The sequence below is a fragment of the Gemmatimonadota bacterium genome, from assembly GCA_040388625.1.
Lineage (GTDB): Bacteria > Gemmatimonadota > Gemmatimonadetes > Gemmatimonadales > Gemmatimonadaceae > Fen-1247.
Map to the genome: position 1 here is coordinate 517,435 of JAZKBK010000001.1, position 18,342 is coordinate 535,776.

Annotated in this window: 17 protein-coding genes; 16 read left to right on the forward strand and 1 reads right to left on the reverse strand. The window is 62.2% G+C overall.

The features are described from left to right. The first annotated feature begins 238 nt into the window (after window positions 1-238). The 16 genes from tsf (at window position 239) to rodA (ending at window position 17,539) form a co-directional block, all read left to right on the forward strand. Window positions 239-832: a translation elongation factor Ts gene (tsf, locus tag V4529_02380; GenBank protein MES2357168.1), complete on the forward strand. Its 594-nt coding sequence runs from the start codon at window positions 239-241 to the stop codon at window positions 830-832. A 6-nt stretch (window positions 833-838) separates the two neighbouring features. After that, window positions 839-1,552: a UMP kinase gene (gene pyrH / locus V4529_02385; GenBank protein MES2357169.1), complete on the forward strand. Its 714-nt coding sequence runs from the start codon at window positions 839-841 to the stop codon at window positions 1,550-1,552. After that, the gene (frr, locus tag V4529_02390; protein MES2357170.1) at window positions 1,549-2,103 is read left to right on the forward strand and encodes a ribosome recycling factor; all 555 of its coding nucleotides are present in this window, start codon (window positions 1,549-1,551) and stop codon (window positions 2,101-2,103) included. The genes pyrH and frr overlap by 4 nt, the downstream gene beginning before the upstream one ends. 8 nt (window positions 2,104-2,111) lie before the next feature. Beyond that, entirely contained in the window at window positions 2,112-2,966 is an 855-nt protein-coding gene (locus V4529_02395; GenBank protein MES2357171.1) for a phosphatidate cytidylyltransferase, read from the forward strand. Beyond that, window positions 2,963-4,099 carry a 1-deoxy-D-xylulose-5-phosphate reductoisomerase gene (dxr, locus tag V4529_02400; protein ID MES2357172.1) on the forward strand — a complete coding sequence of 379 codons (1,137 nt, stop codon included), beginning with the start codon at window positions 2,963-2,965 and terminating at the stop codon, window positions 4,097-4,099. Before V4529_02395 ends, dxr begins: the two co-directional genes overlap by 4 nt. Before the next feature lie 95 nt (window positions 4,100-4,194). Then, the gene (locus tag V4529_02405; GenBank protein MES2357173.1) at window positions 4,195-5,400 is read left to right on the forward strand and encodes a sensor histidine kinase; all 1,206 of its coding nucleotides are present in this window, start codon (window positions 4,195-4,197) and stop codon (window positions 5,398-5,400) included. 146 nt (window positions 5,401-5,546) lie between these two features. After that, the gene (rseP, locus tag V4529_02410) at window positions 5,547-6,701 is read left to right on the forward strand and encodes an RIP metalloprotease RseP (protein MES2357174.1); all 1,155 of its coding nucleotides are present in this window, start codon (window positions 5,547-5,549) and stop codon (window positions 6,699-6,701) included. Window positions 6,702-6,806: 105 nt separating this feature from the next. Next, window positions 6,807-7,067, forward strand: a complete 261-nt coding sequence (gene rpsO, locus V4529_02415) for a 30S ribosomal protein S15 (protein MES2357175.1) — start codon at window positions 6,807-6,809, stop codon at window positions 7,065-7,067. Window positions 7,068-7,192: 125 nt separating this feature from the next. Then, the gene (locus tag V4529_02420; protein ID MES2357176.1) at window positions 7,193-9,409 is read left to right on the forward strand and encodes a polyribonucleotide nucleotidyltransferase; all 2,217 of its coding nucleotides are present in this window, start codon (window positions 7,193-7,195) and stop codon (window positions 9,407-9,409) included. 49 nt (window positions 9,410-9,458) lie between these two features. Continuing rightward, window positions 9,459-10,664, forward strand: coding sequence for a pitrilysin family protein (locus V4529_02425; protein MES2357177.1), 1,206 nt, complete (start codon window positions 9,459-9,461; stop codon window positions 10,662-10,664). Between the two features lie 7 nt (window positions 10,665-10,671). Continuing rightward, window positions 10,672-11,787 carry an alanine dehydrogenase gene (gene ald / locus V4529_02430; protein ID MES2357178.1) on the forward strand — a complete coding sequence of 372 codons (1,116 nt, stop codon included), beginning with the start codon at window positions 10,672-10,674 and terminating at the stop codon, window positions 11,785-11,787. 36 nt (window positions 11,788-11,823) lie between these two features. Continuing rightward, window positions 11,824-12,861, forward strand: coding sequence for a rod shape-determining protein (locus tag V4529_02435; protein ID MES2357179.1), 1,038 nt, complete (start codon window positions 11,824-11,826; stop codon window positions 12,859-12,861). A gap of 8 nt (window positions 12,862-12,869) precedes the next feature. Then, window positions 12,870-13,994 (forward strand): rod shape-determining protein MreC, encoded by a 1,125-nt coding sequence (gene mreC, locus V4529_02440; GenBank protein ID MES2357180.1) that lies wholly within the window; start codon window positions 12,870-12,872, stop codon window positions 13,992-13,994. A gap of 34 nt (window positions 13,995-14,028) precedes the next feature. Continuing rightward, window positions 14,029-14,517, forward strand: coding sequence for a rod shape-determining protein MreD (mreD, locus tag V4529_02445; protein MES2357181.1), 489 nt, complete (start codon window positions 14,029-14,031; stop codon window positions 14,515-14,517). Beyond that, window positions 14,514-16,292, forward strand: coding sequence for a penicillin-binding protein 2 (gene mrdA / locus V4529_02450; protein MES2357182.1), 1,779 nt, complete (start codon window positions 14,514-14,516; stop codon window positions 16,290-16,292). The genes mreD and mrdA overlap by 4 nt, the downstream gene beginning before the upstream one ends. Beyond that, window positions 16,292-17,539, forward strand: coding sequence for a rod shape-determining protein RodA (rodA, locus tag V4529_02455; GenBank protein ID MES2357183.1), 1,248 nt, complete (start codon window positions 16,292-16,294; stop codon window positions 17,537-17,539). The genes mrdA and rodA overlap by 1 nt, the downstream gene beginning before the upstream one ends. 113 nt (window positions 17,540-17,652) lie before the next feature. Here the strand turns inward: rodA and V4529_02460 are convergent, their stop codons facing one another. Further along, entirely contained in the window at window positions 17,653-18,156 is a 504-nt protein-coding gene (locus tag V4529_02460; protein ID MES2357184.1) for a transposase, read from the reverse strand. Between the last annotated feature and the right edge of the window lie 186 nt (window positions 18,157-18,342).

An 18,342-nucleotide genomic window follows, 5' to 3' on the forward strand; every position in this document is an offset into this window, starting at 1 on the left:
GCCGTCGTCGCGCCAATCAGGAAGCGATCGCTGCACGCCTCAAGGGTGTGCCGGGAGCAGAAGGCGAGGCCGCTCCGTCGGACGGCGGTGGCGATAGCGGCGACGCCGGCGATGCGGGCGACAGTGGCGCGGAGCCGGCCGCGGAGTGACTGCGACCGACCAATCTTGAACGCCGCCGCGGATCACCGCGGCGGCGTTCGTTTGACTGACACAGACAATAACCAACCGAAGGCAAACGATGTATACAGCTAAAGACGTGCAGACCCTGCGGCAGCGCACCGGCGCGGGCATGATGGAGTGCAAGAGGGCGCTCGAAGAGACGGGCGGAGATATGGAGAAGGCGGTCGACCATCTTCGCAAGAAGGGAATCGCCAAGGCCGAGAAGCGTACCGGCAAGCAGACGAGCGAGGGGCTCATCTCCAGCTACATTCACCACAATGGCAAGGTGGGCGTTATGGTGGAGATCAATTGCGAGACCGACTTCGTCGCCCGCACGGATGACTTCAAGGAGCTCGGGCGCGAGATTGCCCTGCACATCGCCAGTGCTGCGCCGGTGGCAGTCGACAAGAGCGGCGTGTCGCAGGAGCTGGTCGACCGTGAACGCGCTATCTTCGAGGAGCAGGCCAAGGCGAGCGGCAAGCCGGACGCGATCATTCAGAAGATGGTGGAGGGCAAGGTCGAGTCGTACTACAAGGAAGTTGCGCTTGTGTCGCAACCGTACGTACGCGAGCCAAAGAAGACGATCGGCGATCTGATCAAGGAAGCGTCGGCCAAGCTCGGCGAAAACATTCAGGTTCGTCGTTTCACACGATTCCAACTGGGCGAGGAGTAAAGACGATTGTCCGATCCCAAGCTACGCCGCATTCTACTCAAGCTCTCCGGTGAAGCGCTCGCCGGCGACAAGGGCTTTGGTTTTGATTTTGATGTGATCTCCGGCTATGCCAACGAGATCAAGAATGTGGTCGACGCTGGGGTCGGCGTCGGTCTCGTCATCGGCGGCGGAAACATCGTTCGCGGTGCGCAGATCTCGCGCATGGGCATGGACCGGGTCGCCGCCGACTACATGGGAATGCTGGGCACAGTGGTCAATTCACTCGCGATGCAGGACGTGCTGGAGCGCATCGGGGTGGACACGCGGGTGATGACGGCGATCCGCATGGAAGAGATCGCCGAGCCGTACATTCGCCGTCGTGCGCTGCGCCACTTCGAGAAGGGGCGCGCGGTGATTTTCGCCGCTGGCACGGGCAATCCTTATTTTTCGACCGATACGGCGGCCGCGCTCAGGGCGATTCAGATGCGTGCCGACGTCATCATCAAAGCGACGAGTGTGGACGGCGTCTATTCGGCCGATCCCAAGCGCGATCCGAATGCGGTCCTGTACGATACGATTTCGTACAACGACGTGATGCAGCGCGAGCTGGGAGTCATGGACCAGACGGCCGTTACATTGTGCAAGGAAAACAGCCTGCCGCTCATCGTTCTGAACATCAACCATCCCGGGGCGGTCATGAAGGCCGTTTGCGGAGAACCAGTGGGGACGCGCGTATCATGACGACGATTCCGCAGATTGCAAAGGATTCACGCGCCGCGATGGACAAGGCGATCGAGAACTCGAAGCGCGAGTTCAGCTCGATCCGGTCCGGCAAGGCGTCGCCCAACATGCTCGACAGCATCCGCGTCGACGTGTACGGACAGCAGATGCAGCTCAATCAGGTCGCGAGTGTCGCATCACCCGATCCGCGCTCGCTTCTCGTCACTCCATACGACAAAGGTCAGCTCAAGGCCATTGAGAAGGCGATCCGGGAATCGGATCTGGGCCTCGATCCGAGCACGCAGGGCGGGCTCATCCGGGTTCCGCTTCCATCGATGAACGAGCAGCGTCGCAAGGAGCTCGTCAAGGTGGTGCACAAGCTCGCCGAAGACGGCCGCATCGGCATCCGTCACGCGCGCACCGATGGCCGCGAAAAGCTCAAGAAGCTCGACAAGGTATCCGAGGACGAAGTGAAGGCGGCGGAGAAAGATCTCCAGAAGGCGCACGACGACCACATGGCACAGCTGGAGTCGCTGCTCAAGGCGAAAGAAGCGGAAATCATGGAAGTCTGACGCAGGTCGTGTCAGAACTTTCCAGACGCATTCTCTTCGCGGTAATCGCCGCGCCTGCCGGGATAGCCCTCGTCTATCTCGGCGGACCATTCCTCGCCACGCTGCTGTCGGTAATAGCAGCGCTCGGCGCCTGGGAATTCTGTCGCATCGCGCGTGCGTCGGGTGCGCAGCCATTCGACGCCGCCGCGATCGTCGGCGCGGCAGCGATCCCGTTGCTGGTTTACGGAATTCAGCTCCGCCTTCTCGCGCCGACATGGACGCACGCCGTGGTTGCGGGGCTTGCTGTGTTCGCCGCGACGATCTTCAGGCGCGGAATCGGCGGACGACCGCTGCTCGCCGCTGCCACGACGGTGTTCTGCGTCGCGTATCTCGGACTCGTCGCGTACGTGTTCGATCTGCGATACGATGATTACGTAATCGACGCGCGCGGCGGAACCGCGCTCGCCATGTTTCCGATTCTGCTGACATGGGCGACGGACATCGGTGCTTACGCGTTCGGCCGATTGCTCGGCTCGCACAAGCTGATGCCGTCGGTCAGTCCCGGCAAGACGATCGAGGGAGCGTTCGGCGGATTGGTTCTCGCTGTCCTGATTGCGTTGTTGTACGTGAGCTATGTGCTGCATCCCATGGCACAACTTTCACTGCGGCCGCTCGCGATCGTCGTGTTTGCGGTATGTATAAGTGCTGTCGCGCAGGTCGGCGACCTTGCAGAGTCGCTGATAAAGCGCGAGGCGGGCATCAAGGACAGCTCGGCGCTGATTCCGGGACACGGCGGAGTGCTCGATCGTTTCGACAGCCTGCTGTTCGTTCTTCCCGTTGCGGTGCTTCTGTTGCGCGCAATGCTCATTCCGGCGCCGGTGTGAGACCGCGCGGGATCGCGATACTCGGCTCGACTGGCTCGATAGGTACCGCCACGCTCCGGGTAATCGCGCGGCATGCGGATCAGTTTCGCGTAGTTGCGCTGACTGCGTTCGGCAACGCCATGCTGCTTCGCGAACAGACGGCGTCGACCGATCCGCGGTATGTCGGGATCGTCACGCCGGGCGGCGAGGCGGATCGCGCGTGGGCTACCGGTGCCGAATGCCTGGTCGAAGCAGGGACGCGTCCGGATGTGGACGTGGTGGTGAATGCAGTCGTCGGCGCCGCGGGATTGCAGGCGACGCTAGCTGCCCTGCGCGCGGGCAAGCGTGTAGCGCTTGCCAACAAGGAATCGCTCGTGATCGGCGGCGAGTTCGTGCTTCGCGCGTGCCGGGAGGGGGGCGGCGAGATCGTTCCGGTGGACAGCGAGCACAGCGCGATCATGCAGTGCATCGGTGCGCGGCCGGAGAGTGAGATCAGTCGCATCATTCTCACGGCGTCCGGGGGGCCGTTCCGTGAATGGGACGCCGAGCGCATCGCGAAGGCGACTGTGCAGGATGCGCTGAATCATCCGACCTGGACCATGGGGCGGAAGATCACGGTGGACAGCTCGACACTCGCGAACAAGGCGCTGGAAGTGATCGAAGCCCATTATCTGTTCGACGTCCCGTACGACCGTATAGACGTTGTCGTTCATCCACAGAGCATCATCCATTCGTTCGTCGAATTTGTGGATGGGAGTGTGCTCGCGCAGCTCGGATTCCCGACGATGGAACTGCCGATTCTGTACGCGCTGACGCATCCAGGCCGTGTTGCCGACGCGCCGGCACGCCGGTTCGATCCGGCGGCTGCATCGCCGCTCACATTCGAGCCCGTCGATGTCGGACGGTTTCCCTCGCTCGCACTGGGCATCCAGGCCGGACGCAGTGGGGGCGTGGCGCCCGCGGTATTCAACGGCGCCAACGAGCAGGCCGTTTGCCTCTTTCTGGCTGGTGCCATCGGCTTTCCGGACGTTCCGCGAGCGATTGAATCCGCGCTTTCCGCCCTGTCGGGCCTCCCTGCCGAGTCGATCGACGACGTCGTTGCCGCCGACGCGGCGGCAAGGCTGCACGTAACTGAGCTGTTTCGCGAGGGTTGACGGCCCCGGAGCCGTGATCGGGATGTATGTTTGTTGTCGGACGACCGCTGGTGCGGTCAGCTTCCGCGGTCTGCGAACACTTTGAGCGTTGACACTTGGCCCTGACTGAAGACTGCCCGCTCGCGGAGATCCTCGCGACGCGTCTTGTTGATTCGCGCGACGAATTGACGGCCCGCTGGCTGGATCGCATCGCCGCGCGTGTGTCGGTCGATCCGAACCGGATATTCCCCACCGCGGATTTGCTGAATCACGTACCCGTTCTGATTGACGGGATCGCCGCCTACGTCGCCAACCCAGCGTCAATCGTGTCCGCGGATATGACCGTCGTCGACAAGGCGCGCGAGCTCGGCGTTCTCCGCCACACTCAGGGGTTCGATCAGTATCAGATTCTCAAGGAATTCGAGATCCTTGGCGGGATTCTGCTCACGTTCGTTGGCAACGTCGCGGGCGACACAGACGTCGAGTGCACGCGCGAAGAGCTCATGGCGTGCGCGCAGCGCGTCTTCCACGCCGTGTCTCTGATCCAGCAAGCTACTTCGACGCAATTCCTGCAGTTGGTGACGGATCGAGTTGCAGAGCGCGAAGAGCGTCTCCGAGCGTTCAATCGCGCGCTCACACACGAATTTCGAAATCGCATCGGTGCATGTCTTGGTGCCGGGCAGATTCTCCAGATCCCGAATCTGGAGGACGAGAAGCGTGGCGAGCTCGCAGCGGTAATCGTCCGTAACGTCCGCGGAATGCAGGGAATCCTCGACAATCTGCTCGAGCTCACCATGGTCGGCGCTGACGCACGACAGCACAGGCATGTGCGGCTGCCCGGTGCGGCAGCGGAAGTCGGCCGCGAGCTGCGCGAGATGGCGGCGGCGCAGGGTGTAACACTGCGATTCGGTGACAATCTGCCGGACGTTGAAGTCGCCGCGGCCGCGATCGAGTTGTGCCTCACGAACCTCGTCTCGAATGCCATCAAGTACAGCGATCCGGCGGAGCATGACCCCTGGATCGAGGTGCGCGGCGCTCTGGAAACACTGCGAGACGGCGACGTGGAAGTCGTGGTCGAGGTTGCGGACAACGGGTTGGGAGTGCCTGAATCGGAGCGGGAGCGGCTTTTCGAGCGATTCTATCGGGCCAGTCACGGTGAGCGCGAGATTGAAGGCACCGGTCTCGGGCTCAGCATTGTGCGAGAGACGGTGAAATCGCTTGGCGGACGCGTCTGGGCCCGTTTCCCGGAAAAAGGATCCGTGTTCGCCTTCTCCCTCCCGTGCCGGCGCGATTACGAGACGAGAGCCGTCACGGCCGAATGACCGAGCGCCAGGGCTGCATGCCGCACGCTTGATAGATGTCGTCCTGGCGCCCCGGCTGACCCCGCGGTGGCGCTAAATTACAGCCAGAAGAATCCCGTAAATGCGGAAGGCCCGCCCGGCTGACCGAATCCATTTCATCCCCAGTCATGCTAGTCTGGCTCGCACCTGTATTTGTCCTGGGAATCGTGGTTTTTGTCCACGAGTTCGGCCATTTTCTCGCCGCGAAGGCGTTCGGCGTCTATGCCCCGCGGTTCTCGATCGGGTTCGGCCCCGCCATCGCGAAGAAACGTTTTGGCGAGACCGAGTACCGGATCGGGATTCTGCCTATCGGTGGCTACGTTCGGATGGCCTCGCGGCTGGATGAGACGAGCGCCGTGCTGGAAGGCGGCGGGGAGCTGGTCGCCGCCGCCGACAACCTGGATCCCGAAGAGATGATCCCGTTCGGCTCCAAGCCGGTGCCCGAGGATCGCTGGTTCGAGTCCAAGTCGCTCCCGGCGAGGCTGATCATAATGCTCGCCGGCGTGACGATGAACGTGCTTCTGGGTTGGGCGATAAACGTCGCACTCGTCAAGACTTACGAGCACGCGGCGACAAGTCGCTTGAGCCTCGTCGTGGCAGATAAGCCGGCGTCCATAGCCGGTTTTCAGAAGGGCGACAGCATCGTCGCGGTGAACGGTGCGCCGATCGGCGGGTGGGATGATTTCGTAGCGGTCATCAAGCGCTCCAGCGGAACGCCTGTAGCGGTGAAGGTGCTGCGCGGCACGACGCCGCTGTCCCTGAGCGTAACGCCTGTCTCCGATACGGTCACGGATCCGAGTACCGGAACTGTGAGCCGGGAAGGACGCATCGGCGTTGCAGCGGGCCAGAGCGACGAGACCGTCGGGATTGGACGGGCAGTGGTGGATGGCAGCCAGGCGACGCTCGACATGGGCACTCTGGTCTTCACGTCGCTGCGCAGAATCGCGACGCGTCAGACCTCTGTGTCGGAGCTGGGCGGCCCGATCCTCATCGCGCAGTCGTCGGTTCAGGCGGCAAAGCAGGGAGGCTCCGTGCTGTTCTACCTGATAGCGCTGCTGAGCGTAAACCTGGCGGTATTCAACCTGCTGCCAGTCCCGATTCTGGATGGCGGTCAGATCGTGGTTCAGGTGGTCGAGGCGGCCCGCGGGCAGCCGTTGAGCGACAGGGCGCGCGAGAACGTGGCTCGTGTGGGGCTGGCGCTCATTCTGGCGCTGTTCGTGATGGTGACCTTCAACGACATCAAGCGGCTGGTCGTCGGGGTCGTCGCGGGGCACGCCGGGTAAGGACTCCGGGCCTACCGTCCCACTCCCAAACAGCTTAGTTTTAAAGGCTTACCGCGAAATTAGAAGACCCGACGCGCAGATTGCGCGACACGCACACCCTGTTACATGGCTTTCGACAAGACTCCGACAATCGAGAAGTACCGCGCGAGCGAGACCGATACCGGTTCCTCACGCGTCCAGGTGGCCGTCCTGACCGACCGGATCAACTACCTGAACGAGCACTTCAAGACCCACAAGAAGGATCACCACAGCCGGCGTGGGCTACTGAAGATGGTTGGCCGGCGTCGCCGGCTTCTCGATTACATGAAGCGGACAGAAGTCGAGGGGTATCGCCAGCTCATCGCCGAGCTCGGGCTCCGTTACTAACACGAAAGTTGAACGGGAAAACGCGCGTCGTGAGGATGACATCGTAGTCATCCATCATGCGCGCGTTTCGTGTTCCGACACCTGTGCAGGTGTGGAATGAAAACTGAGAGAAAATCTGAGAGATGATGAAACGAATTGAAAGGCAGTTTGCCGGCCGTACCCTGAGTATCGAAACGGGACGCATGGCAAAACAGGCAGCGGGCTCCGCGCTTGTGCAGTTTGGCGACACGATGGTCCTCGTCGCCGTCACGGTGAGCGACAAGGAAAGCACGCTCCCATTCTTCCCCCTCACGGTCGAATACCGCGACAAGGCTTACGCCGCGGGCAAGATTCCCGGCGGCTTCATCAAGCGCGAGGGGCGTCCACAGGACACCGAGATCCTTTCGGCGCGTATCATCGACCGGTCCATCCGGCCGCTGTTCCCCGAAGGCTTCAAGAACGAGACCCAGGTCTTCGTCTCCGTCATCTCGGCCGATCAGGAAAACGACGCCGACGTGCTGGCACTGGTCGCGACATCGTTTGCGCTCAACGCTTCCAAGATTCCGTTCGCTGGCCCGATCGCAGCCGTTCGGGTGGGACGCGTACAGGACAAGTGGGTTCTCAACCCGACATTCCTGCAGCTGCAGCACAGCGACATGGACATCGTTGTCGCAGGCTCGAAGGACTCGATCGTCATGGTCGAGGGCGGCGCGATCGAAGTCGGTGAAGATGACATCCTCGGCGCCCTGACCATCGCTCACAAGGGGATCAACGAGCTGGTCGCAATGCAGGAAGAGCTGCTCGCCGACACTCGTCAGCCCAAGATGACTTGGACCAAAGCCGAGCCGCCAGCCGAGTTGACTGCCGCAGTCAACAAGATTGCGCAGGGAAAGATCGCCGAGGCGATCAACCAGGCCGACAAGCACACGCGCATCGAAGCGGTCGAAGCGGTCAAGAAAGCCGCGGTCGAGCAGTTGCTCGCAGACTTCCCGGACAACTCGAAGGACATCTCGAATCTCGTGGGCGACCTCGAGTACAACGCGCTCCGCTCCCAGGTGCTCGACACCAAGCATCGCGTCGACGGCCGTACCACCACCGAAGTGCGCAAGATCACGATCGACACGCACGTGCTACCGCGCGCACATGGCTCCGCGCTGTTCACGCGCGGGCAGACGCAGGCGCTTGTCTCGGTAACACTGGGTACAGCGAACGACGTGCAGCGTCTCGATTCGATCGACGAATCGGGTGAGACCACCAAGTCGTTCATGCTGCACTACAATTTTCCGCCGTTCTCGACCGGCGAAGTTCGCCCGATTCGTGGCACCAGCCGGCGCGAGATCGGTCACGGCAATCTGGCCGAGCGCGCGCTGCACGCGGTGCTGCCGCCGTTCGACGAATTCCCATACACCATTCGTATCGTCTCCGACGTGCTCGAGTCAAACGGATCGTCGTCGATGGCGACGGTCTGCGGCGGCTCGCTGTCGTTGTTCGACGCTGGCGTTCCGATTCGCTCGCCAGTTGCCGGCGTCGCGATGGGCCTCATCAAGGAGGGCAAGCGCTACGCGATTCTCACCGACATCCTCGGGACCGAAGATCACCTGGGCGACATGGACTTCAAGGTCGCCGGCACCGAGAAGGGAATCACGTCGATCCAGATGGACATCAAGATCCAGGGACTGGATCTCAAGATCATGCATGAGGCAATGGCGCAGGCACGGATCGGCCGTCTGCACATCCTCGGCGAGATGAACAAGGCGCTGCCGGCGGTTCGCCCGGAGCTGTCGGAGTACGCACCACGGATCGTCACGGTCAACATCAACCCCGAGAAGATCGGTGAGCTGATCGGGCCCAAGGGCAAGACGATCCGGGGCATTCAGGAAGAGACTGGTGCCGAGATCAGCGTCGATGACAGCGGAATGGTGACTATCGCCGCCGTTGGTGGCGAGGCGATGGAACGCGCCCGACAGATGGTTCAGGCGATCACCGCCGAGCCCGAGATCGGCGCCACGTACGAAGGCACGGTCAAGAGCACTACCGCGTTCGGTGCGTTCGTCGAGATCATGCCGGGCACGGAAGGTCTCGTTCACATCTCCGAGCTCAAGCACGGCCGCACCGAGAAGACCGAGGACGTCGTCAAGAAGGGCGATCGTGTTCGCGTGAAGGTTCTCGATCGCGATGAGCGTGGTCGTCTTCGTCTTTCGATGAAGGCACTCGACGCCGCGCCGGAAGGTGGTTCGTCAAGCGAGCGTGCTCCGCGCAGCGAATCGTCTGCACCAGCTGAAGGCGAAGAGAATCAGGAGAGCAGCGAGCGCAGTGAGCGCCCGCGGCGGCCGCGCAGCAGTGGGCGTGGGCGCAGGGATTAGCAGTACCGGGGCGGACGTCCATCGGACGGTTCTCCCGAACGGCCTGACCGTGCTCTCGGACAATGTTCCGGGAGTGCGGTCGGTTGCCTTTGGGGCGTGGGTACGCGCCGCAACGTTGCACGAGCGTGCGGAGAAGATGGGAATCTCGCACATGCTCGAGCACATGGTATTCAAGGGCACGAAGCGGCGTAGTGCGAAGGACATCAGTCTTGCGCTGGAGACGCTGGGCGGCTCGCTGGACGCGTATACGGCGCGCGAGCACACATCGTATCAAGCTCGGGTGCTGGACGAGCACATACGCGACGCGGCGGACGTGATAGGTGACCTCGTCTTCAACCCCGTGTTTCGTGCCGCCGACCTCAAGCTCGAGCGCAAGGTAGTGATCGAGGAGATCGCCATGGTGGACGACACGCCGGACGACCTCGTGTTCGAGGTGCACAACGAAAAACTGTTCGGTGACAACGGCTACGGTTACCGCATTCTCGGAACGCGGGAGACCGTCGGCTCGTTCACGATCAGTGATCTGGACGAGCTGCACGCAGCTGCCTACAGACCGGGAAACATTGTGGTCGCGGCAGCGGGATCGATCGACCACGACCAGCTGCTGAACATCCTGGGTGAGACAGGCTGGCTGGATGTCCCGGCGGGGAGTATCGATTTCGCCGCGCCACCTCCGGTATTTCAAGCCCCCTCGTATACGCACGTCGAGCGGGCCGGCGCACAGACGCAGCTCGTTTTTGGCAGCGAGGCGCCAGCGCACGGCGACGAGCGAAGATATGCGTTCTGTCTCATCAGCATGTTGCTGGGTGGCGGAATGAGCTCGCGACTGTTCCAGCACGTGCGCGAGGAATTGGGACTGGCGTACGCCGTGCATACTTTCTCGTCGTTCTATTCGCGCGCGGGGATGCACGGGGTGTATGTTGGTACGTCACCAGAATCGGCTGACGAGGCCGCTGGCGCGGTAATCGCGGAGCTTGCGCGTATCGCGATCGATGGTGTTCCGGCGGATGAGCTCGTCGCCGCCAAGCAGCAGTTGAAGGGTCAGATTACACTCTCGCTCGAGACACCGAGTGCGCGCATGTACCGCGCGGCCGGCCTCGAGCTGTATGAAGAGCCGTTCCGCTCACTCGACGAGATGTTGTCGCTGGTAGATGCGATCGATGAGCAGACGGTATCGGAAGTTTGCTCTGCGTGTTTTCAGCCGTCCGGACAGACAGTAGTCAGCCTCGGACCTGCACCTCTAACAATTCTGTAATACGGCCATGAAGATCGGAGTCCCGAAGGAAATAAAGACTAACGAGAACCGCGTCGCGCTCGTGCCTGCTGGCGCTGAAGCTCTCGTATCGGCAGGTCACTCGGTGATGATAGAGAAGGGCGGCGGCGAGGGAAGCGGATTCTCCGACGAGATGTACACGTCGGTCGGCGCGACCATCGGTGCCGATGCGGATGCCGTCTGGCGCGAAGCGGACATGATCATGAAGGTCAAGGAGCCCATCGCGGTGGAATGGCCGCGCATGAAGAAGGGCCAGGTGATCTTCACGTACTTCCATTTCGCGGCCGACGAGAAGCTCACCAGGGCGCACATGGACAGCGGGGCAATCTGCATCGCATACGAGACTGTGGAGCTCACGAACCGTGAACTGCCGCTTCTCACTCCGATGTCGGAAGTCGCCGGCCGCATGGCGGTTCAGGAAGGCGCCAAGTACCTCGAGAAGCTGTACGGCGGCCGCGGTGTGCTGCTGGGCGGCGTTCCGGGCGTGGCACCGGCCAAGGTCGTGGTCATCGGTGGTGGCGTGGTCGGCGTCAATGCCGCCAAGATGGCCGCCGGACTCGGCGCCAAGGTAGCGGTGCTCGACGTGTCGCTGGAGCGCCTGCGCTACCTCTCCGACGTCATGCCGGCCAACGTGACTTTCATCTATTCCAACAGGCACAATCTCCTGGAGCAGATCCGTACCGCCGACCTGGTCGTCGGAGGCGTTCTGATTCCCGGAGCCAAGGCGCCCAAGCTGGTCCGCCGCGAGGACCTCAAGACCATGCAGCAGGGCTCGGTGATCGCTGACGTTGCGATCGATCAGGGCGGCTGTTTCGAGACGAGCCATCCGACAACGCACGAAAATCCAACCTACGTGGTGGACGGCGTGATCCACTATGCAGTGGCCAACATGCCTGGTGGCGTGCCTCGCACCTCCACGCTGGCGCTCACCAATGCTACCTTCCCCTACGCGCTGCTTCTCGCGAATAAGGGTTGGAAGCAGGCGCTTCGCGATAATGCCGCGTTGCGAAAGGGGCTCAATATCGTCGAGGGCAAGGTCACCTATCCTGGTGTGGCCGACGCTTTCGGAATGCCGTTATCCGATCCGGACACGTTCATCAAGTAGTCCGGTACCACCCTCGTAACTTGTAGGAAAGCACGCATGCGCTGGCCGTTCTTCAAAGGTGGGTCCTTCTTCCCGGCGACCGGGATCGCCGTGGACCTCGGGACCGCGAACACTCTTGTTTATGTAAAGGGTGAAGGGATCGTTCTGAACGAGCCCTCCGTCGTCGCGCTCGATCGCGAAACCAAGAAGGTGAAGGGCGTTGGCCTGGAGGCCAAGCGCATGCTCGGACGTACGCCGGAAAACGTGCTGGCAGTGCGTCCCATGAAGGACGGCGTCATCGCCGACTTCGACGTCACCGAGAAGATGCTGCGCTATTTCCTGGCGCTCATCATCGAAAACCACGTTTTCCGTGTCAAGCCGCGCGTGATCGTCTGCGTCCCTTCGGGGATCACTGAGGTCGAGAAGCGCGCGGTCCGTGATTCCGCGCTCGGCGCAGGCGCCAAGGAAGTGATGATGGTCGCCGAGCCGATGGCGGCGGCGATCGGCGTGGGGCTCCCCGTCGACACGCCGACGGGCAACATGGTGATCGATATCGGTGGCGGAACTACTGAAATTGCAGTAATTGCGCTTTCGGGCATCGTCAGCGACACGTCGATCCGTACCGGCGGCGACGAGCTGGATCAGGCGATTCTCCAGTTCATGCGCAAGAATCACAGCCTGCTGATCGGCGAAGCGACTGCGGAGCAGGTGAAGATTCAGATCGGCTCCGCCCATCCGGTCGGCGACGAACGCGAGATGGACGTGAAGGGACGCGATCTCGTGTCGGGAATTCCCAAGACCGTACGCGTCCACTCGTCCGAGATTCGCGAGGCGGTGCAGGAGCCAATTCAGCAGATCGTGGATGCTGTGCGCCGCGCTCTCGAGATCACGCCACCGGAACTCGCGGCCGACATCGTCGATCGCGGAATCGTGATGACTGGCGGCGGCGCTCTGATTCGCGGCCTCGATGTTCTACTTGCTCAGGAAACCGGCCTTTCAATTCATGTTGACGAAGATCCGCTGACGTGCGTCGTGCGCGGCACCGGCCGGATCCTCGACGACGAAGAAAAGTACTGGTCGGTTCTCTCGCCCTGAGGTAGAGGGTGGCGCGCCTCGGACGCTCGAACAATCGGATCGATAGCACCGTACTGGTCGTCTGCGCGGTTCTCTCGCTCATCGCGCTCGTCCTTCCGACGCAGGTGCGCGAACCAATCGCGAGCGGCCTCCGGCGCAGCGTACTGGCTCCGTTGCTCAGATTACAGCAGAGCGCAGAGGAGACCCGCCGCGCCTTCACAATGCACGACTCCGTGGTATCGCGGCGCGACTCGATCGCGCTCCGCGAAATGGGTGTGGGAGCCCTGGAAACCGAGAATGCGCGGTTACGCGAGATTCTGGGACTCGGCAGCCGCCTCAAATGGGGGTTTGTCCCGGCCGAGGCACTGCACGGCCGCGGGGTACGCGATGAATTTGGCGTGACGCTGAGCGCGGGCTCACGCGCTGGTGTGCTTAAGCTGAGCCCCGTCGTCGCGCCCGAAGGTCTCGTCGGCGTCGTCGATAACGTGGATCCGATGATCAGCCACGCGATGGTGTGGACTCATCCGGACTTTCGCGTAAGCGCGATGTCCGAGGATGCCTCCGCGTTCGGAATCGTGCAGGCACATCTCGAGTCAGGTGCGGGGCGCTATCTCATGGAAATGCGCGGAGTTCCGTTCCGCACCTCCATCAAGCCGGGAACGATGGTCGTGAGCTCCGGACTCGGCGGCGTCTACCCGCGCGGCATTCCGATCGGACGTGTGATCGGTGAGACGAAGACCGCCGAAACGTGGGCTCGCACGTATCTCATCCGCCCAGCTGTCTTTCCGGCGGACGTTTATGCAGTGATGATACTTCGCCCCGACCGCGCCACCGCTGGCGTGGATAACGTCTGGGCTGTCGGCACGATCGCGGACTCGTCCGTCCGGAAGGTGGTGGCCGCGGGTGACTCGCTCGCACGCACGGCCGCGCTCGCCGAGGCAACGGCGCGTCAGGCGGTGCAGGATTCCATCACTCGCGACAGCCTGAGACGCGCGGGAGTCCCGGAGCAGAGCATCGTTCCACCGGATAGTCTTGCAAGAGTGCGGCGTCCAATTCTGCGCCGCGACAGCGTCCGGGTCGACACGACGCGCCGGGATACGTCGCGTCGCGCACCTGCACGACGCGACTCAGTGCCGGTTCCGCACAATCCATGACGGCTAACATGACGGCTAACATGACGGCTACAGCATGACTATAACTGGAGTCTTCCGGGCAGTCATCACGTTTGCTGTGCTGGTACTGTTGCACTTCACGCTCCGTCCGTTGCTGGGCTGGCGCGCGCCGATCGACTTTCTGCTGCTGGCCGTTCTTACCGCGGCAGTGCGGGTTCGCCCCGCGGGTGCGGTGCTCATCGGATTCACGGTCGGACTGGTCGCGGACTCGCTATCGCCGGACACGCTCGGAGCCGGCGCGCTGGCCATGATATTCGTCGCGTATCTTGCGTCGTGGCTCAAGGCTGTGTTTTTTGCGGACAGCCTGCCGCTCAACGCCATGTTCTTCTTTGCAGGCAAGTGGCTCTTCGATATCGTTTACTTTATCGCGGAGCATCGGCTTTCCGGAATCGATCTCGTGCAGCAACTTGTTCTCTGGTCGCCGTTGTCGGCTGCTGCGACGGCGCTCGCGGGCGTCCTATTCCTGATAGTGACGCGTCCATTTCTGGAGCCAGCGCCAGGGTGAGCGTTCATCCGAACGACATTGCCCGCCGCTCACGCGTAGCGAAGGCCGGGCTCGCTGTGGTCATCCTTTCGTTGATGGGCGCGTTCTTCAACGCACAGGTGCTCCAGCACGACCGCTACAAGCTGCAGTCGCAGGAGAATCGTCTCCGCGCGCTGCCATTGGCTGCGCCGCGAGGCATCATCTACGACAGGTTCGGCAACATCATCGCCGAGAACCTGCCGGGCTACGCCGTGTCGATTGCACCGGTGAACACCGACTCGCTCAAGTCATCGCTGCAACATCTTTCGAGCGTCATATCGCTCTCTCCGGACCAGATCGACGCTGCATTGCGGCGCTACCGACGTGATCCCAATCGTCCGACGCTGATAATGTCGGACGCATCGATGAGCGTGGTGTCCGTGCTCGAGGAGCATCGCATCAACTTCCCGCGCCTCATCATTCAGTCGGTACCCAAGCGGTTCTATCCCGACGGACCCGCCGTTGCGTCGTTCGTCGGCTACACCGGCGAAGTCACGGATGCGGATCTCAATTCGCCGGCGTACGAGGGGTACAAGCCGGGCCAGCTCGTCGGCAAGGGCGGCATCGAGAAGGAATACGAAAAGGTTCTGCGCGGGCGCGAGGGTGTCCGTTATGACGAAGTCGATGCGCGCGGACGCCAGGTGCGTCAGGCAACGCCGCGACTCGATCTCAATCCGGAACCCGGCCCGGCACTCCATACCAACATCGACCTCGATCTCCAGCGGTACGTCGCGGCGGTGTTCGGCGATTCGTTGGTAGGCGGTGCGATCGCGCTGGATCCGCGCGATGGCGGCGTGCTTGCGTTGTACAGCGCGCCAAGCTATGACGTCAACAAGTTCACCGGCGGCATACCGGCCGACTACTGGAAGGGATTGCTGGCTGACGATCGCCGCCCGCTCGTGAACAAGGTGACTCAGGGCCGTTATCCTCCAGGCTCGACATTCAAGCTCGCCACTGCCGTCACCGGTCTGGAAGACGGACTCGTGACGCTGGATGAGCACATGCCGGTACCGTGCACCGGTGGTTTTCAGTACGGCAACAGGTACTTCAAGTGCTGGGACAAGAAAGGCCACGGCAGCATATCGCTGGCTCGCGCGATCGAGGTGTCGTGCGACGTGTACTTCTACCAGCTCGGGCTGAAGATCGGGCTGTCGCGCATGATCGCGGGCGGCATATCGCTCGGACTGCGCGACAAGAGCGGTATCGATCTCCCGGATGAGAAGCGAGCGCTGTGGCCGTACGCGGTGGACTACTACAACAAGACGTACGGCGCGCGTGGCTGGAGCAATGCCGTGACGCTCAACCTTTCAATTGGCCAGGGCGAGAATTCGCAGACTGTCGTGAACATGGCGAAGTTCTACGCCGCGCTCGCGACAGACGGCAAGGCGCCGACGCCCGAGATCGTGAAGCGCGCTCCGGTCAGAACGCAGATATTCAAACTCGATCAACAACAGATGGACGGGCTTCGCACGGCGCTCGCCGGCGTCATCGGCCAGGGAACAGCGCAGTCGGCGCGCATTCAGGGAATAATGCTCGCGGGCAAGACGGGAACCGCTCAGACCGGCAAGCGAGTCAACGGCGTCGAGCTCAACCACGCGTGGTTCGTGGGTTTCGCACCAGCCGACAAGCCCACGATCGTCGTCGCGGTTATGCTCGAATATGGCGGACACGGTGGCCGCGCAGCTCACGTCGCTTCCTCCATCATAGCGCACTATCTCAAGGTCGCACCTGTGACAGCCGTACAGTCTGAGGGTTGATGTTCAGAAATACACTCACCGACTATCCGCTGGCTGCGACGGCGATTGCACTTTCGCTCTTCGGTGTTGCGATCGTGTATTCCGCTGGACAGACGGACATACCGACTTACGTCGCTCCGCTCTGGAAATCGCAACTGATGTGGCTGTGCCTGGGCGTACTGTGCGCATGGGGCATCGGCAACTCGTCGGTAAGACTGATCGAGTGGGTCACGTGGCCGGCATATCTGCTCACCCTGTTCACGCTCGCGTCACTGCTCGTGCTCGGCACGGGAACGGGCGCCAATGGTCACATGCGTAGCTGGCTGGCGATCGGTGGTCATCGGCTGGGTCAACCAGCCGAGCTTGCGAAGATCATCGTCGTGCTGATGCTTGCGAAGGTGCTTGCAGAGCGAAGAGAGGCGCCCAAGTCACTGCTGGAGTTATGGAAGCCGGGACTCGTTGTCGGCGTGCCGTTCGCCATGATCATGCTGCAACCCGACCTCGGCTCGGCGATCGTATTCGTCGGAATCTTTTTCGGAATGTTGTTCTGGTCCGGTGTACCGTGGCCCTTGCTGGTACTGCTGGCGAGTCCCGTAGTGAGCCTCGTGCTGTCGTTCAGTACGGGATTGTGGGGCGCGTGGTTCCTCGTGCTGATCGCGCTCGTGCTGTGGTACAAACCGTATCTGCTCGAAGGGATAGTGCTCGTCGTCGCGAATGTCGTGACTGGCGTCATCGCGCCCATACTATGGGAAAAACTCGCGCCTTATCAGCAGAACCGGCTCAAGGTGTTTCTGGATCCGTCGGCCGATCCGCGCGCTTCAGGCTATCACGTTCTGCAATCGAAGATCGCGATCGGATCGGGCGGCCTGCTCGGTAACGGGTTCACGCTCGGCACCCAGAAACGAAGCGGCTTCCTTCCCGAGCAGCACACCGACTTCATTTTCGCGGTGGTGGGTGAGGAGCTGGGGTTCATCGGAGTCGCGCTGGCGCTGGCGCTGTTCCTGGCTCTCCTGCTTCGCGCGACGCGGATCGCATCGCGCGCCAACGATTCCTTCGGCAGCCTCGCCGCGTTCGGGCTCATGTCGTGCTGGCTCGTGCACGTCGTCGTCAACATCGGGATGACGCTCAACCTCATGCCGATTACCGGAATCCCGTTGCCGTTCTTCAGCTACGGCGGCTCGTTCATGCTGGCGAGCTGGCTGGGTGTCGGGGTGTTGCTGCGTATTTCCGGCGAGGGCAGGGGGCGCGCCGGGGCGCTGCTGTCGTAGACAGGGAACCGCCGAAATTCGTTGTCGTCGGTGGCCGGGGCTCCTCGGAACTGCCGGAACCGAAACCAGGTTCGATTGCGGTCTTATGGGCCAGGCGCGGAAGGATCCGCGCCCTACGCGTGCGTACCAAATGTGCGCGATGGCCCGGCGTTAATGGCGCGCCACGCGCGCGACGGGTTTGCCGCGATGTATTTGCGGACTCTGTCCAACGCATCGGTATTGCGGATAATGCGATCGTGAAAGCTGCGCTGCCAGATCGGCGCGCGCGGCTTCGCCGCGTCTGCATGAATTGCGAGCGATGTTCGTCGTTTCGTCCAGCCGACCACGTGGCTCAGGCTCGCTGTGCGCCTGGGCGTGCGAAGGAGCACAACTATCGCGTGGACATGGTCGGGCATCACCACGAACCGATCGATCAGCACGCCGTCAAATCGTGCTGGCACCATCAGCCAGCAGCGATGAACGGTGTTCCCAGTCTGCGTGAGTACAATTCCGTGCCGCGTCGGCGTGCCTAGTATCTGACTTCGTCCGTGTGTGATGGTGGTCACGAAGTACACGCCGGGCTGCATATAGTCGTACGATCGCCAGCGCGGATGCGTGCGCGAGTAGAATTTCTGCATGAACCAATCATGCCGTGGATAACGAATCGTGGCCGAAGCGATCGTCCACCGCCATGTCCACAACGACGCGCCGGTTGGTACGCACGCGTAGGGCGCGGATCCTTCCGCGCCTGGCCCCATTAACCGCAATCGGATTCGGATGAACGCAACGACAACCCAGTCGCACGACGCGCCTAGCCTCTTTAC

Excerpts from the sequence above, each read along its gene's own strand:
- tsf (MES2357168.1), top strand. The coding sequence starts at position 239 with ATGTATACAGCTAAAGACGTGCAGACCCTGCGGCAGCGCACCGGCGCG.
- frr (MES2357170.1), top strand. The coding sequence starts at position 1,549 with ATGACGACGATTCCGCAGATTGCAAAGGATTCACGCGCCGCGATGGAC.
- rseP (MES2357174.1), top strand. The coding sequence starts at position 5,547 with ATGCTAGTCTGGCTCGCACCTGTATTTGTCCTGGGAATCGTGGTTTTT.
- rpsO (MES2357175.1), top strand. The coding sequence starts at position 6,807 with ATGGCTTTCGACAAGACTCCGACAATCGAGAAGTACCGCGCGAGCGAG.
- V4529_02420 (MES2357176.1), top strand. The coding sequence starts at position 7,193 with ATGAAACGAATTGAAAGGCAGTTTGCCGGCCGTACCCTGAGTATCGAA.
- ald (MES2357178.1), top strand. The coding sequence starts at position 10,672 with ATGAAGATCGGAGTCCCGAAGGAAATAAAGACTAACGAGAACCGCGTC.
- V4529_02435 (MES2357179.1), top strand. The coding sequence starts at position 11,824 with ATGCGCTGGCCGTTCTTCAAAGGTGGGTCCTTCTTCCCGGCGACCGGG.
- mreD (MES2357181.1), top strand. The coding sequence starts at position 14,029 with ATGACTATAACTGGAGTCTTCCGGGCAGTCATCACGTTTGCTGTGCTG.
- rodA (MES2357183.1), top strand. The coding sequence starts at position 16,292 with ATGTTCAGAAATACACTCACCGACTATCCGCTGGCTGCGACGGCGATT.
- V4529_02460 (MES2357184.1), bottom strand. The coding sequence starts at position 18,156 with ATGCAGAAATTCTACTCGCGCACGCATCCGCGCTGGCGATCGTACGAC.